At 60.6% G+C, this 16,065-nt stretch carries 8 protein-coding genes; 5 read left to right on the forward strand and 3 right to left on the reverse strand.

The genetic code is table 11. The features are described from left to right. Positions 1 to 23 precede the first annotated feature (23 nt). Both pncA and XX99_RS05485 read left to right on the forward strand, forming a co-directional pair. Positions 24 to 656 (forward strand): bifunctional nicotinamidase/pyrazinamidase, encoded by a 633-nt coding sequence (gene pncA, locus XX99_RS05480; protein WP_050058431.1) that lies wholly within the window; start codon positions 24 to 26, stop codon positions 654 to 656. 505 nt (positions 657 to 1,161) lie between these two features. Continuing rightward, positions 1,162 to 3,855, forward strand: coding sequence for a choice-of-anchor D domain-containing protein (locus tag XX99_RS05485; protein WP_082125272.1), 2,694 nt, complete (start codon positions 1,162 to 1,164; stop codon positions 3,853 to 3,855). Positions 3,856 to 4,150: 295 nt separating this feature from the next. Here XX99_RS05485 and XX99_RS05490 read toward each other — a convergent pair whose 3' ends face one another. Then, a complete protein-coding gene (locus XX99_RS05490) occupies positions 4,151 to 7,810 on the reverse strand; it encodes a serine/threonine-protein kinase (RefSeq protein WP_184085124.1) in 3,660 nt (1,219 codons plus the stop codon). A 282-nt stretch (positions 7,811 to 8,092) separates the two neighbouring features. Here XX99_RS05490 and XX99_RS05495 point away from each other — a divergent pair, with 282 nt between their 5' ends. The 3 genes from XX99_RS05495 (at position 8,093) to XX99_RS05505 (ending at position 13,091) form a co-directional block, all read left to right on the forward strand. After that, the gene (locus tag XX99_RS05495) at positions 8,093 to 9,832 is read left to right on the forward strand and encodes an amidase (RefSeq protein ID WP_050058369.1); all 1,740 of its coding nucleotides are present in this window, start codon (positions 8,093 to 8,095) and stop codon (positions 9,830 to 9,832) included. 69 nt (positions 9,833 to 9,901) lie between these two features. Next, on the forward strand, positions 9,902 to 10,819 hold the full coding sequence (locus tag XX99_RS05500) for a D-hexose-6-phosphate mutarotase (RefSeq protein WP_050058370.1): 918 nt from the start codon (positions 9,902 to 9,904) through the stop codon (positions 10,817 to 10,819). Positions 10,820 to 11,030: 211 nt separating this feature from the next. Then, positions 11,031 to 13,091, forward strand: a complete 2,061-nt coding sequence (locus XX99_RS05505; protein WP_050058371.1) for a mechanosensitive ion channel family protein — start codon at positions 11,031 to 11,033, stop codon at positions 13,089 to 13,091. Between the two features lie 70 nt (positions 13,092 to 13,161). Here XX99_RS05505 and XX99_RS05510 read toward each other — a convergent pair whose 3' ends face one another. After that, on the reverse strand, positions 13,162 to 13,989 hold the full coding sequence (locus XX99_RS05510; protein WP_050058372.1) for a fumarylacetoacetate hydrolase family protein: 828 nt from the start codon (positions 13,987 to 13,989) through the stop codon (positions 13,162 to 13,164). After that, positions 13,986 to 15,959 (reverse strand): YjhG/YagF family D-xylonate dehydratase, encoded by a 1,974-nt coding sequence (locus tag XX99_RS05515; RefSeq protein ID WP_269430951.1) that lies wholly within the window; start codon positions 15,957 to 15,959, stop codon positions 13,986 to 13,988. The genes XX99_RS05510 and XX99_RS05515 overlap by 4 nt, the downstream gene beginning before the upstream one ends. Positions 15,960 to 16,065: the final 106 nt, after the last annotated feature.

Consider the following 16,065-nt stretch of genomic DNA (forward strand, 5'->3'; position numbering starts at 1 on the left):
CCTGCAACCCGCACTATGGAAGCATGCAGATTACTTCCGAAGATGTGCTGGTCGTCGTTGATGTGCAGAATGACTTTTGCCCGGGCGGTGCGCTTGCCGTTCCTGGAGGCGATGCGGTCATCGATGTGATTCATCGCGCGGCACGCAAGTTCGAGCACGTTGTTCTCACCCAGGATTGGCATCCACGCGGGCATTGCTCTTTTGCCAGCCGTTATCCTGGTCACGCGCCGCTCGAGACCATCGACCTTCCCTATGGAAGGCAGGTTCTCTGGACCGACCATTGCGTTCAGGGGACGAAGGGCGCCGACTTCCATCCTGCTCTGCACCTGCCGCAAGCTGAGTTGATTCTGCGCAAGGGATTTCACGTCGGCATCGATTCGTACTCCGCGTTCTTCGAGAACGATCGTGCGACTGCGACCGGGCTCGGAGGCTACCTGCGTGAGCGTGGTTTGAAGCGGGCATTTTTTGCGGGACTGGCCTATGACTTCTGCGTGGGCTATTCGGCGCTCGATGCGAGACGTCTGGGCTTTCCCGCCACGATTTTGCGGGATGGCTGCAAGGCGATCGATACCGATGGCTCAGTGGTACGAATCGAGCGGGAGTTTTCTGCGGCCGGAGTCATTCTTGCTGAAGAGGCGACCCTGCAAACTACCTAGTTGTAGACGCGCAACTACATCGGCGAACTACATGGGCGTACTGCGAGTCGTTGTCTGACTTAGATAGTTTTCGCCCGTTAGTTACTGGTGTAACGAAGAACCTGCCGCAACGTGGATCTTTCGAGGGTTACCTTTCGGTGGCTTGATTTGAGTATCGTATTCGGGGCCCATTTTCCTTGACTTGATTTCGATGCAGCGGTTACGCTTTACCGTCGAAGTGGCAGGGAACCTCTGGACATCCTCGTTGCATTTATCCCTGTCATCAAGATCATTTTTCTTATTCTTGTGTCCTTCGGGAGATTCGCTATTTGTAGCTTTTCCCAATAGGAAAGCTGCGTCGGGCATCCCGCTGCGGTCTACATCTGTAGGAAAGATGATCTGCCCCCATAGCTAACGTTTCGTCCCCCCGTATACATTCGAGCGCGGCTTAGATTTGTGGCTTAGCTCCGCTTCCGGCTCTAGATTGGCGTCTTGCCTTGCGGCGAGACTCCAAAAGGAAACCATTATGAGACTTATCCGGTCTAGGAATACTCTTGTCGCTGCACTATTCATTCTGGTGCTGTCGTGTTTTTCGGGAACTGCCTTCTCGCAGCAAGTGACGTATTACGATTTCGATACGCCGCAGGCCAATCCGAGCCAGGCTTCGTTCCAGTGCTCGGCGAACACCGCGCCTGCAGGCACGCTCTTCTGCTTCAACGATGGGACGGGCGCAGCGTTGAACCCGTCCTTCTTCAGTGATACCTTCCCGGCGATCATCGATCCGATTACGACCGACAATCCTCCGGTCGCTGCCTCGCACTTCGCGGTGCAGATGACACCGGCGCAGAATTTCCAGAACTCGAGCATGTGGTTCTCGGTTCCGCAGAAGGTGTCGACTGGGTTCACCTCCTATTTCGCGTTCAAGCTGAATCCGGCGCCTGGAACCATCACTGCCGACGGAATCGCTTTTGTCCTTCAGAACGCAACCGGGAATGGCTCACCCTTCCTTTGCCAGGAGACCGGCTCCGGCTTGAGCGTGGTTGGCGGCGATGGCGGCTGCATCGGATACGGGGGCATCGACAACAGTCTGGCCATCGAATTCGATACCTATCGCAACGCATGGGATCCGTCCGACAACGGAGACTCCCTGAACGACAACCATATCGCGATTCAAAACTGCGGTGCGGGTGAGCCGAATGCGCCGGATCATACCGGTCCCTGCCTGGTGAACCTGACCGTCGGCACCGAGCCGGTCCCGGCAATCATCGATCCTCTGCCGCTCACAGGAACCACGCTTGCCGATGGCAACGTGCACCAGGTGGTGATCGAATACAGCGGGCCCAATGAATCGAATCCGAATCTGCTGCAGATCTTTATCGATTCGCCCTTTGTTGCGGGCACGCACACACCGGTCCCGGGCACGCTTCCCGTGCTTTCCGGCGTTTACGACATCGGAGCGAACCTAAACCTGATTAACAGCGGCACTGCAAATGACAGCGCCTACGTGGGCTTCACTTCGGCAACCGGCGGCTCTGAGGAGCAGCAGGAAATTATGGCCTGGACATTCACGCCGCACATTTCCGTGACCCAGGTGCAGCCAATCAGCCCGCCAGGACAGCCGACGGTCTTTCCCTTCGGCAGCCACGTCTACGCGGCGACTTATCCGCCGGATGCTCCTCCGGCGACAGGGATCGACATGGTGGTCACTGCGAGCGCGATTACGCCGCAGCTGTTTTCGCAGTTGATCAGCAACGGGCCATTCTCCGGTTCGCAGTGCCAGGTTTACGACGACACGGGCGGCAATTGCATCGTCTACTCCGTTTCATGCGTCAACACGGCGACGAATACGGTGACGCAGTGCCCGGCGACTGACGCGACCAATCCGATCACGCTTAAGACCGCCTTCGATAACTCGATTCAGCCGATCTCGCCGGGCTTCATCCAGGGCGATCCGTTCTTCAGCCCGGTAGCCTCGATCAGCGGAGACGGCGCCACGGCGACTGTGACCTGTACCGGAGATTGTTCGGTCGCACCCAACCAGACGGTCACTGTTGCGGCCACATCGATTCCCGGTTTCAACGGCGCCATCACCGTGTTGACGGCGAATGCCACCACACCCAACACCTTCACCTTCGCAAGCACGGTATCGGGCTCGGCGACGGGTGGATATCTGACGTCGAATAACGAACAGAATATTTTTGTGTCGTACTCCACGCAGCGCATCGACGGCACCATCATTGGAAAATCCATCAACTTCGGTTCGGATTTTGTCGCTCTCTCGCTGACGACGGCTCCGACCGGACTCAGCATATCGGCGCCGGGCGTGATCTATGGGGCGACGGCAGTGGTTACGGTAACGGCTACTTCCGTATTGGGGTCGCCGGCCGGAAATATCCAGTTGGTTGTCGATGGCGGAGCTCCTCTATCGGCGCCCCTTTCGAATGGTGTTGCGGTATTCAACTTGACCGGGCTTGCCGCCGGCCCGCATACGCTGTCGGCGAGCTATCCCCCGGCAGGCGGCTTCCAGGGGAACACGGCGACGGGCAGCATCGTGATCACGCCTGCGGGACCAATTGCGACACTGTCTCCGAGCAGTGTCGATTTCGGCACGCTGTATGTCGGCAACATCGGTGTGAAAACGGTGACTCTGAGCAATACTGGGCAAGCCTCGATGACGGTCCAGGATCCGTTCCTCTTCGACGTGGGGAATGGAGACTCGAATGAGTTCATTGCGCTCAATCTTTGCCCGAGAAGCCTTGCGGCGGGAAGGTCTTGCACCTTCTACCTGGCCTTCTACGCGGGCCCGAAGTATAACCAGCAGACGGCCATTCTGAAGGTGAGTGACAGCGCGCCGGGTTCACCGCAATCGGTGCCGCTCACTGCAACCGTGATCAATCCCGTGGCCAGCTTCTCGCCAAACTCGCTTAGGTTCGGATCGGTGCGGTTGGGCAGCTCCACACGATCGAACGTGGTGTTGACCAATACCGGCGCTACGTCGCTCACAATTTCTGGCATCAACGTGGCCGGCGGTGTCAGCGGAGAGTTCACGCAGTCCAGCAGCTGTGCGGCGACGCTTGCGCCGCGCGCGCAGTGCACCATACCGATCACATTCGCTCCGGCGCGTTCGGGTGCGCGCTCGGCTTATCTGAACGTCACCGACAACGCTAGCGGAGGCTCGCAGCAAGTGAGCCTCTCGGGAACCGGAGTGGGCGCGCCTTAAGCCATACTCCAGCAAAACTGAAACGCCGGGCAGCCACTTGCCCGGCGTTTTCGTTTTGCAATTGCTTCTGTGGGGTTTGCGGCGGGCCTTGGAGACGATTCGCTCGGGATGACGAGTTCATCTGCGTGCGAACTTGATCGATGCTAGTTTCCTGCGTCGGAGATGCCAGGTATATTTCCACGGGGTTGCTGTGACGCCCGCGTTAGGGAACTGCAGGTCCCTCCGCTTCGCTTCGCTGCGGTCGGGATGACAATTTATACGAGAAATCACGGATTCAGGAGAATGGAAGTACGTTTTAGTTGGAGCCCTGGAAGGATTTGGTGGAATCGCGATAGATACTTTGGATGTCTGCCCGCTCCAGCACATGTCCGGAGTTGTCTTCCTTGCTGATGCTCTCCAGGATGCGTACTACCTCGCGATAATGGGGAGTCGCCTCGCTGGACTTGCCGGTTTGCACGAGCAGGGTCGCGATCTGGTAATGTGCTTTCGCCTGCAGCATGCGCAGGCCAAGTTTCTCGGCGCGGGCCAGCGCCATGTCCAGTTGTTGACGGGCTCCGCTGGCATTTTTCGCCGCGATAAGAGCTTGGCCAAGATCGATCGAGCATTCGACAGAGACCGATTTCAAGCCTAGTGTGTCGGCGTCCTGCGCCAGTTTCTTGAGCTCCGGCGCAACGGCGGCTGCGCGTCCGACGGCAAGCTCGATCTTGGCCTTATTCACTCGAGCAAGGAGAACGCGTTCTTTGTTTCCTGCCTTGGAGGCAATCTCGAAGGCCTCTTCGTACTGTGTGCGGGCTGCCGCGTTGTCGCCCTTGTAGTAATAGGAGTCGCCCATCCAGTTGGTGGCGAGTGCGACCGACGCTTGATCTTTTATCTGGTGCGCGGTGCTAAGCGCGCTTTCGAGGCTCGACCGGCCTTCTTCGCCGCGTCCCACCTGTGCGAGCAGATCGCCCCAGCCTCCAACGATTTCCACGGTGAAAGAGGTCATCTCCTTGGTCTGCTGGAAGATCTGCAGCGCATCCTTCATGGAGCTGAGCGCGGCGCCGTAGCGTCCCTGGTCGGCGAAGATCCTGGCCATGCTGTCGGATTCGATGGCCACGCCGCGTTGATCGTTGATGCTGTGCCGCGTCGCAATCGCCTTCAGGTAAAGGGCGAGAGCAGCATCGTACTGCCCCAGCTTGGTATTGGCTTCGGCGAGGTTGTGCTGCGAATCGGCCACGTCCTGCGGCACGTTGAGCTTCTCGCGCAGCTGATAGCCCTGCTCGAGATAGGTCAGGGCATCCTGATACTCGCCGTTGTCCAGCTTGATGCTGCCGATGTTGTTGAGGCAGAGCGCCTGCATGGATTGATCGCCGAGATCGCGGGCGATCTGCAGGGCATCGGTCATGTATTTCAGCTCATCGCCTGGCTTGCCGTGGTCGTGATAGAAGGAGCCCATATCGAGCAGGGTGTTGGCGATGCCGGCCTGATCGCCAATCTCGCGGCGCAGCGCCAGTGACTGCTTGTAGCTGGCCAGTGCGGCGTCGGGGAAGCCGGTGCTGTCCTGGATCGAAGCGATTTCTTCCAGGCTGGCAGCGGCTCCGTGCTTGTCTCCGATTTGCTTCTTGATGGCCAGCGATTCTTCGTAGTTGCGCAGCGCTTCCTGCGGATTGTTGAGCAGCCGATAAGCTACGCCGGTGGCCTGCAGGATGACGGCCTTCTGCTCCACGTTGTCGAATTGGATGGCGAGGGTGAGGGCGCGCGAGAGAAAGTCGAGGCCGCCCTGGGGATCTCCGCTGCGAATGGCCACACGGCCGCTGGCCAGCAGCGCAGCGACGTTCTTCGGATCGTTGGCGAGAACGGCGGCGAGACGTTGCTTGGCGGAAGGGAAGTTGCCGGCTTTCTCGTAAAGGTCGGCCAAGGCAAACTGGACGTCGGTATCGCCGGGGTTATCGGCGGCCAGCTTCTCGTAGGCTGCGATCGCCTTCTCCGTGTCTTTATTGATGCGCGCGTTGTTGGCTTCGATGAGGTACTTTTCACTCGCGGGCAGGCTGTCACTAAGTTCCACGGCACGGCGGGAGGCAGTCTGTGCCTGATCGTCGTGGCCGAGCTCGGAGTAAATCTCGCCCAACTTGGCGAAGGCTAATGCAAACTCGGGATCGGCCGCCGTTGCGGCCTGCAGCTGAGTGAGGGCGTCGATATTGTTGCCCTTCCTGGCCAGCTGGAGTCCGTCGGTGTACGCGCGAAGTGCTTCGACGGAATTCGTCGAAGGCCTCTGAGCATGCGCCTTCAGCTCGTTGAGCATGTCGGGGTTTGCGGCCAGTTTCTGGCGAACTTCGCCGGCCAGTGCGTCGACCGAATTCAGAAGCTGCTTCTCGTCGGGAACATCGGTCTGCAGCACGGTGCGCGAATCGCTGGCCAGATCGAGGATGGTGGTCTCGATGCGAATCTGGCTTCCGGGTTTTACATACTGTCCGAAGATGACAGTGCTGGCGTTGGTGAACTCCGCCACGCGCCGCAGGGTGGCTACATCGACCTGCGAGCTGCCCGAGATGCGAAGGTCGTGGAGCGCCTGATGCAGGCGGTCGGGCGAGACGGTGCGAACATTGGCTGACTGGCCGATGTCGCCGCCCAGCATGTCGGCGAGGCTTGATCCAAGCCAGTTGAGGCTGGGATCGCCCGAGGCGTTATAGAACGGCATGATGGCCAGCGAGAGGGCCGGGCCTTTCGCTGTCTGCGCGGCCGGTGTATGCGGCTTGCCCACTTCTTTGAAGACCACAGCCCCGCCGACTGCGAGCACCAGCACCAGCGCGCCGGCGCCCGCATAGCGTATCCAGCGGTTGTTGGGCAGTGTGGAGGCGAGATCGGCGTTGAAGCGCAATGAAGCGCCGGCAACCTGGCTGCGCCATGCTTCGAGGTCTCGCAGAATCTCGCCGGTGTTCTTGTAGCGCTGCTCGACGTCGGTCTCGAGGCACTTGCTGACGATGCCGCTCAACTGCCCGGGGATGGTGGGATCCTGGACGGTGACCGGCTCGGCTCGCTCGCGGGTCCTCTTGATAAGACTGGCCAATGCGCTTTCGGCGCGATAGGGCATGTTGCCGGTCAACATCTCGTAGCAGATGAGCCCGAGCGCGAAGATGTCGGAGCGCTGATCGAGGTTCTTGCCCAGCGCCTGCTCCGGAGACATATATTCCATCGTGCCCACGATGGCCCCGGACTGGGTCATGCCGTCGCCTTCGATGGTGCGCGCCAGGCCGAAGTCCATGACCACCACGCGGCCGGTGGAGTCGATCATGATGTTCTGTGGCTTCAGGTCGCGGTGCAGGATGCCGACAGCGTGCGCGGCTTCGAGCGCATAGCAGATTTGCTGGAGAATCTCGACGGTCTCTTCGGGCGGAAGCTTGCCTCGCTCCTCGATGATGGAGCGGAGGTCGCGGCCCTCCACCATCTCCATGGTGATGAAGCGCATGCCGGCGTCTTCGCCGAGGTCGTACATGCGGATGACATTACGATGGGTGACCTGATGAGAGAGTCGCAGCTCCTGCTTGAAGCGCTCGACAATAGCGGTATTGCGGGCCAGCTCGGGCCGAATGACTTTGAGAGCCACGAGGCGGTCGAGCTCGAGATCGCGAGCCTTGTATACCGATCCCATGCCGCCGCGCCCCAGCACTTCGAGAATCTCGTAACGGGTGGCGATGATAGCCCCAGGCTCAAGCGAGGTGTCGTCTTGATAAGCGCCGGCTCCCGATCTAGATCCTTGACGCACGCCCGGGCTGGTGGCCTGGCTGTCGCCCGGAACATAGGTTTCCTGGCCTCCGGGAAGAGGAGGGGTTGCGCCGGTTCCTCGTGTTGGAGGTCCTGGCGGCGGCGAAGGGATATGCCCGGGAAAGATATTGTCCGCAGAGCTGCTCAACGCGGACGGAGTTCCGGCCTGCGTGGGCATGTCGCTTCGCGTTCGTTTCACAGGTTTGTCTGCCATGCCGGGCGCCATGAGGCTGCGGTGTGACGATCTCAGAGCATGCCGATGAAGTTTAGGGAAACGATCGGCGGATTGGGTTCTGGGCCTGAGTATATAACGCGGCCGCCGTTTCAGATGTTTACTCTACTGCCAACTGTGCTCGAATAATACAACTTTTCTTCCGTGATTTCGGCTCGGAAGCGATGCGGAGATGCTGAAGCCGACACGGCATCGTCTCTGAGCCGGTGGCCTCGCGTGTTTCAATGGAAAGCACAATTCTATTCTGAGGAACGCCGACGAACGATGCGTATCAAGCTGATCTATCTGCCTGTTCTGTGGTTGGGGTTTGGAAGCTGCCTGGCTGTGGCGCAAAATGCCGCTCCATCGCCGGAGAGCGGCGCGCAGCAGGTCGTGGATCGAGATCTGCTCGAAGTTACCATTGGGCAGCTTGAGGAGTTCTATCGGAGTAATAAGTACACAGTTACTGAAGTAGTGGACTGGTACCTCGCGCGTATCGGCCGCTACAACGGCATCTATCGAGCCGTGCAGGACGTGGATAAGCGCGGAGCGCTGGCTGCCGCCGCCCGCGAGGATGCCGAAGCAGCTGCGGGAGGCAAAGACTTCAAGCGCGGGCCGTTGTGGGGCATTCCCATCGTGACCAAGGCGAATACTTCGATTGCTGGTCTGATCACCACCGACGGATGGCAGGGCTACCTGATTCCGGGACACGAGCTCGTCGCTCCCCGCGACGCGACGATTGTCGCAAAACTTCGCGAGGCGGGCGCGATCATCATCGGCCAGACGAATATGCCGGACTTCGCGGCCAGCGACACCAACCGGAGCACCGCGTACGGCCGGACGGGAAATGCCTACGATGTGCGCTTCAGCCCGGGAGGGTCGTCTGGAGGCACGGTCACAGCGGTGACTGCGAATTTCGCTGTGCTGGGCAACGGAACCGATACCGGCAACTCCATTCGCATGCCGGCAGCGACCAGCGCCGTCGTTGGGGTCTTCCCGACACGGGGGCTGGTGAGCATTGCCGGTATCGCTCCGCTCGACTGGCTGCTCGACAACACCGGTCCGATAGCGCGCGACGTAACCGACGCAGCCATCGCGCTTGGGGTGATGGCGGGCGAAGATCCCCGCGATGCGCGTACCGCGGGATCGGCAGCCAAGGCTCAGCCCGGACCATACACGCAATATCTGAAGACCGATGCGCTCAAGGGCAAGCGCTTCGGCGTACCGGCCTTTATCATGACCGGCGCGGGCATTCCATTTGAGGGTATCGTCTCGGACGAATCGCCGGCCGAAGTGGCCGCCGACAGGGTTGCGGCACGGCTTCCTTTGCGGCCGGAGACGCGTGCAGCTTTCCTGAAGGCCATTGAAGGACTGCGGGCGGCGGGTGCAACCGTGGTTATCGACGACTCGATTCTGCCGGATAGTCCCGATGGTTTTCCCGAGATCGCCTCGCATATCGCCACGCTGCCTTATGTCAAAGAAGGGACGGAGAAGTTTCTCGCCGACTTCGGTCCGGCGCAATATCGCTCGGCGGAAGAGTACGAGAAGGTGGTTGGATCGCCGCTGCCCGACACCATCATCGGCGGGATGGAGAACGCAGGGCGCGTAGGGCGCGCTGCGATCCGGCAGGTGTCGATCGAGAGCGATCCGCATGCGGAGGCCAATTACTTCGCACCGCGCCGGCGAGCACTCGCCGCTTACACCGAGGCGCTGGACCGGCTGCACCTCGATGGGTTCGTGTATCCAGCGACGCAGATGCCTCCGCCGGACGAAACTATGCCGCAGGATGGCCAGCTGAGCGGCGGCCCGCACAGCGATACCAGCTGGGTGAACATGCTGGGCGTGCCGGCGGTGGTGGTTCCAGGCGGCTTTTATCCCGATGGGCTGCCCTTCGGCCTCGAGATTTCGGCGCGGCCATGGAGAGATGGCGACCTGCTGGGATGGGCCTTTGCCTACGAACAGGCAACTCGGCATCGCCGGCCGCCGGTGTTGGTCGAAAGCGGTTTGTTGCCAGACGCACGATGACCGGATATGCGATAGGCATATTCACGGTGAAGTCTCTTTCATTGGGTAAGCTTAAGGTCGAGGTTCTTTATGCCATCTTTCGTGTCGATCGAGAAATTGAATGAGCAGCACGCCATCGCCGGTATCGCCAGTGTGATTTCAGGTGAAGGCAATCTGCCGAAGGTGCGAGTCACGTCTCCCCGCGCGTCGGCGGAGATTTATCTGCACGGAGCGCAGGTGACTTCGTGGCAGCCGGCGGGCAGCGAGGATGCGATCTTTCTCAGCGCGAAGTCGTACTGGGAAGAAGGGCGTGCCATTCGTGGCGGCATCCCGGTGTGCTTCCCATGGTTTCGCAACAAGGCTGATGATCAGAAAGCGCCTTCTCATGGCTTCGTGCGAACCAAGGCGTGGGAGCTTCTATCGATTGCACACGAGGGAGACTCGGTCGTCGTAACTCTGGTGACAGAGAGCGACGAGGCCAGCCGGCGCTGGTGGCCTCATGAATTTCGCATTGTGCATCGCGTCACGGTTGGTGCGGAGCTGAAGCTGGAGCTCGTCGTGACCAACACTGGCGATACGGCGCTGAAGTTCGAAGAGGCGCTGCATACCTATCATCGCGTGGGCGATGCGGGGCGGACTCGAGTCGCCGGGCTCGATGGCGCTCCCTATCTCGACAACATGGATGGCAATCGCGAAAAGACTCAAGCGGGAGATGTGAAGTTCACGGGCCCGACCGACAATGCGTATCTCACCACTCGCAATGCGGTTGAGGTGGTTGATCCTGTCCTTCACAGGCGAATCCGCACGGAGAAGAAGAACTCGCTGACCACCGTGGTGTGGAATCCGTGGCAGGAGGGCGCCAAGGCCCTCGCGGATCTGGGCGATGACGAATGGCAGTCGATGGCCTGCGCTGAGGCTGGCAACATCCGCAGCAATGCCGTCACGCTCGCGCCCGGCGAGGAGCACACGATGACGGCGACGCTTGCGGTTGAGGGAGATGGGCGCTGATTCTCTTCCAGGGACGAATCAGCCCAATCTTCAGAGGCTGAGGCTCTCTTCATCGTAAATAAATCTGTCATGGACGGGCGGAAGCCCGTCCCTCCCAAGCGACTCTCCGCTTTATCTTCGATTTGCAGAAGAAATGCGAGTTCCAGCTTGCAGTCGAGAAGGCCTGACTAACCTTTCCCGCGCTTTCGCGCTCCTATGAGCTAGAGACCTTATGAAACTGAGTGGATTTTTGTCTGGACATGGATCGCGGCCGCTGAGCCGGAGTATCTTCGCGACCCTGCTGATGGCGTTGGGGTTTTCGGGTGTTGGAGTCATTGCCGTAGCGATGCTCGGTGCGAGCCTTGGCCGGGTGCACGCGCAGACGGCCAAGCCTTCTGCTGCAGCGCCGAAGAGCCAGCCTAAGCCGGCGGTGCTGTTGGATGCCGATGATGCGGCGGGGAGAAGCAAGGCCATCCTGGCGCACCTGAATGCAGCGCTGCGTTTCTATCGCGACTCTCAAGCGCCGATTCAGAAGGTTGGAGAGCCGAGCGATCTGCTTTATCGGGACCAGGCGGTGACGCTGGCGGGGCAGGTTGCCGGATTTGCTTTTCAGTCGGCGAAGGCCGAAGCGGCGATCATGCCGCAGAGTGCGACGGAGACGCAGGCTGCACCGGAGAGCCAGTCGCAGCGGCTGCAGGGAATGCGCAAGACGGTGGAGCAGCAGGTTGCCGCCCTGAAGGCTCAGGATGCTGCGTTGGCCCAGCAACTGGAGACGGCGAAGCCCAAGGCTGCGGCCGCGCTTCAACAGAAAAAACAAGAGGTGGAAGGCGAGCTCGAACTGCAGACGGCGATGGGCGACGCGCTGACCAAGATCACCAGCAGTTCCGATAGCGGGAGCGACGTGGGTTTTTCGGCGCAGATCGTGCAACTGGAGCGATCGGCGCCGGGGCTGACCGTGGGCAAGCCAACGACTGTCGCGCCAACGCTCGAAAACATCAGCGCCGCGCATAGCGAAGGAGTCACGACTCAGGCGCAGTATCTCTTCCAGTTGGTAAGCGCGAGGCAGGACATCGACAATCTGGTGAAAGAGGCAGATGACCTTCACGCGCAGGCTCTTGCGCTTCGCCAGCCACTGACGGACACGCTCAGAAAGACCATTGCGCAGGGGCAGGCGTTGTCGCAGCAGATGACGGCGGCTCCCGCATCTGCTGCGAATCAGACGGCTGCGGCGAAGCCGAGTGCTCAGGCGTCCGCTGCAGCAGCTGCCGCTGAACTGGCTTCGACGCGAAAGAGCTTCGATACTCTGACCGCAACGTTCAAGGGACTGTCGGCGGCTTCGGTTCCGCTAAGCCAGGAGACTGTGGCGCTGGAGCAGGCGCATGCCAGCCTGGAGGCGTGGCGGGCCGCGGTCAATCAGGAATACACTTCGTTGCTGCGCTCTCTGCTGGTGCGGGTATTTGCGATTGCGATTGCGCTGGCGGTGATCTTCATCCTCGGCGAGGTGTGGCGTCGGGCGACCACCCGTTATGTGCGCGATGTGCGCAGACGGCGTCAGCTGCTGGTGTTGCGGCGGCTGGCGGTGGGCTTTTTGAGCGGGCTGGTGATGATCTTCGGCCTGGTCACACAATTCAGTTCGCTGGCGACGTTTGCCGGCTTCATCACTGCCGGTATAGCGGTTGGGCTGCAGACCATTCTGCTCTCCGTGGCCGCGTATTTCTTCATCATCGGACGCTATGGTGTGAAGGTGGGCGATCGCATCACCATCACCGGAGTTACAGGCGAAGTGATCGAAGTCGGGCTCGTCCGCTTTTACATGCTGGAGATGTCGGGCAACGGCACCGATCTCTATCCCACCGGGCGCGTGGCAGTCTTCTCCAATGCCGTGCTCTTTCAGGCCGGCACTCCTCTCTACAAGCAGATGCCGGGGACGGACTATGCCTGGCATGAGCTGACTCTAAAGTTGACGCCCGGCGCGGACTATCGCGCTGCGGTGCAGGAAATCCTCAAGACGGTGCAGACGATTTACGAAAGTTACAGGGGACAGATCGAACAGCAGCATCGAAGTCTCGAATCGTGGATCGATTCCAGCCTCGATTCGCCTGCGATCCAGTCGAACCTGCAATTGGTGGATGCGGGCTTTGTCCTGTTGATACGGTTTCCGGTGATCATCCGCCAGTCATGGGAGATCGACGACAAGGTGACCCACGCGGTGCTGCAATTGACGTCGAATGATCCAAACATCAAGAGCGTGGTTGCCGGTGCGCCCACGATCAAGGCGGCGGTAAGGGGATAGGCCACGCGGCTCGATGCATCATGCTGCCGAGACACGATCCCTCGGAGGGCGAAGGATCGTATCCCGCAGCTTACGCCACTTGATTGATGAGCGTGCCGATGGGGTCGATGGTGATCCGTACCTCGTCGCGGCTTTGCAGGGTGAAAGAGTCGGGCGGCACGATGCCGGTGCCGGTCATCAGGAAAGCTCCGAAGGGAAAGCTGTTATCGCGGAAGAGATATTCCACGAGCGATTTAGGCTCGCGCTTCAACGCCGCGAGCGTCGTTGTGCCGGAAAATGCGGTTTCGCCTCCGCGTAGTATCTCTAAGCGGATCGATGTCGACGATGGAAGCGGGTCGCTGCTAACTACGATGCACGGACCGAGCGCGCAGCTGCGATCGTAGACCTTGGCCTGAGGAAGATAGAGCGGGTTTTCTCCTTCGATATCGCGCGAGCTCATGTCGTTGCCGATGGTATAGCCGATGATCCCGCCACGCGGATCGATGACCAGGGTCAGCTCCGGTTCAGGCACAGACCATGAGGCGTCGCTGCGAATGCGTACGTGGCTGTTTGGTCCGGCGACGCGGCTGGCTGTGGCTTTGAAGAAAAGCTCGGGCCGTTCGGCGGAGTAGACGCGGTCGTAGAAGTCACCGCCGCCGGCGTCCTTCGATTCTTCGATGCGCGCGCTGCGGCTGCGATAGTACGTGACGCCCGCGGCCCAGACCTCCTGATTGCCGATGGGAGCTTCGATCTTTGCCGAGGAGAATTCTGTGGAAGGCTGTTCTTTTTCGATGACGGCGCGTAAGTATCCGTGAAGATCGTTGTGCGTGAGGAGGGCGTCCCAGGAGGTCTCAGGAACGCGATAGTATTTGCCCTGCTCTTCGACAAAGGGTCCAACGTGAGTGCGATAGAGTTTCACGAACGTCTCTCCAATAAGGAAATAATGCTGTCTGCGTCGTAGACACAGCCACCCCAGACGCCGCCGCTGGCGTGAACCAGCGCAGCCCAGAGACGCGTGTCTTCGGGAAGAGCGGGATGCGGCTTCAGATCGGGCCGCGGTTTGCGCTGTTCAAGGCGGCGCGTGCCTTCTTCAGCGCCGAAGGTTGCGTGAGCGTCGCCGATGAGATGGACCGAGCCGGTGAGCTTCTCGCGGTCGATGACTATTTCGATCACGTCTCCCTCTTGCACCTTGCCGATGGGGCCTCCGGCAAGCGCTTCGGGAGAGATATGTCCAATGCATGCACCAGTGGAGACGCCGCTGAAGCGCGCATCGGTGAGCACGGCGACATGCTTGCAGTGTGGAAGCTGCTTGAGCGCAGAGGTGACCTGATAAATCTCCTGCATGCCTGCGCCCGCCGGTCCGCCGCAGATCAGCACGATGACATCGCCGTGCGCGACCGCGCCGTTCTTGATGGCCTCGATGGCTGCGGTTTCGGTTATGAAGACTTTGGCTGGTCCGATGTGGCTATAAACATTTCCTTCTTCGATCAGCGATGGATCGATGGCCGTACTCTTGATCACCGAGCCTTCGGGAGCAAGATTTCCGGCGGGAAAGCACACGGTCGACGTGAGGCCGCGCGATCGGGCGCGATCCGGCGACATGATGACGTCGTCGGGATCGATGCCGTCTGTATTCTGAAGAACGCTTCGCAACTCCCGGCGGCGCGAACTCTCTTTCCACCAGTCGAGACTGGCGTCGAGCGTCTCTCCCGTTACCGTTTTCACGCTGGTGTCGAGCAACCCTGCGTCGCGCAGGTGGAGCATGACTTCGGGCACGCCTCCAGCGAGAAAGACCTGGACGGTGGCAAAGTTGCGCGGGCCATTGGGGAGCGCGTCGACCAGCCGTGGAACCTGCCGGTTGATCTCCGCCCATTCCGCTGCGGTTGGCCGCGGCAGCTTTGCGGCATGAGCGATAGCCGGAATATGTAACAGCAGGTTGGTGGAACCGCCGAAGGCCGCATGCAGCACGATGGCGTTACGGATGGCCGCGGGCGTGAGCACATCAGCGGTTCCTATTTGTAACTGATGCAGACGCAAAAGTCCGCGGGCCGAGCGGCGAGCGGCATCGAGCCATACAGGCTGGCCGGAAGGGGCGAGCGCGGTATGCGGCAGGGCGAGGCCGAGAGCTTCGGCGACAACCTGCGACGTGGCCGCAGTTCCCAGGAACTGGCATCCCCCGCCGGGAGAGGCGCAGGCTCGGCAGCCGACTTCGGCGGCGTACTCAAGCGTGATCTGGTCTTGCGCGAAACGCGCGCCGATGGTCTGGACCTTCCCCGCATCCTCACCGGATTCAGGCAGGAGAGTGACGCCTCCGGGGACAAGCACGGTCGGCGTCTTGCCAGCCGAGGCCAGCGCCATCATCATCGCCGGCAGGCCCTTGTCGCAGGTGGCGATGCCGAGCACTCCTTTGCCGGTGGGCAGCGAGCGCATGAGGCGGCGAAGCACGATGGCTGCATCGTTGCGAAAGGGCAGCGAATCCATCATGCCTGTGGTGCCCTGGGTGCGGCCGTCGCAGGGATCGGTGCAGGCGCCGGCGAAGGGGACAGCGCGCATTTCCTTCAACTCGCGCGCGGCTTCGGCGACGAGCAGGCCTACCTCCCAGTGCCCGGTATGAAAGCCGAGCGCAATGGGATGGCCGTCGTCGGCGCGCAGGCCGCCGTGGGTGCTGAGGATGAGGAATTCGGGATCGAGCAGCCGCTGCGGCTCCCAGCCCATGCCGGCGTTCTGGCTCAGGCCGAAGAGATTTCCCGAGGGCTGAGTGAGCAGCATCTCCGCAGAGATGGGCAGAAGTCCCGACGGACCGGGCGCGTGGGTGGTCACGCGACGAAGTGCGGGATCGTCCGTTTCAAGAACCGAGCTGAGCGAGATTGCGGCGATGGGAAGACTCACTTTCCATTCGCAGTATAGAAGTCGACGGAGATGTGCGCAGCGCTGCCCCCGATTTTTTCCATTACCCGATGCTTTGAAAAATGCTTCAATGCGAACGGGTTATACG

It is taken from the genome of Silvibacterium bohemicum (assembly GCF_001006305.1).
GTDB classification, from domain to species: Bacteria; Acidobacteriota; Terriglobia; order Terriglobales; family Acidobacteriaceae; genus Silvibacterium; species Silvibacterium bohemicum.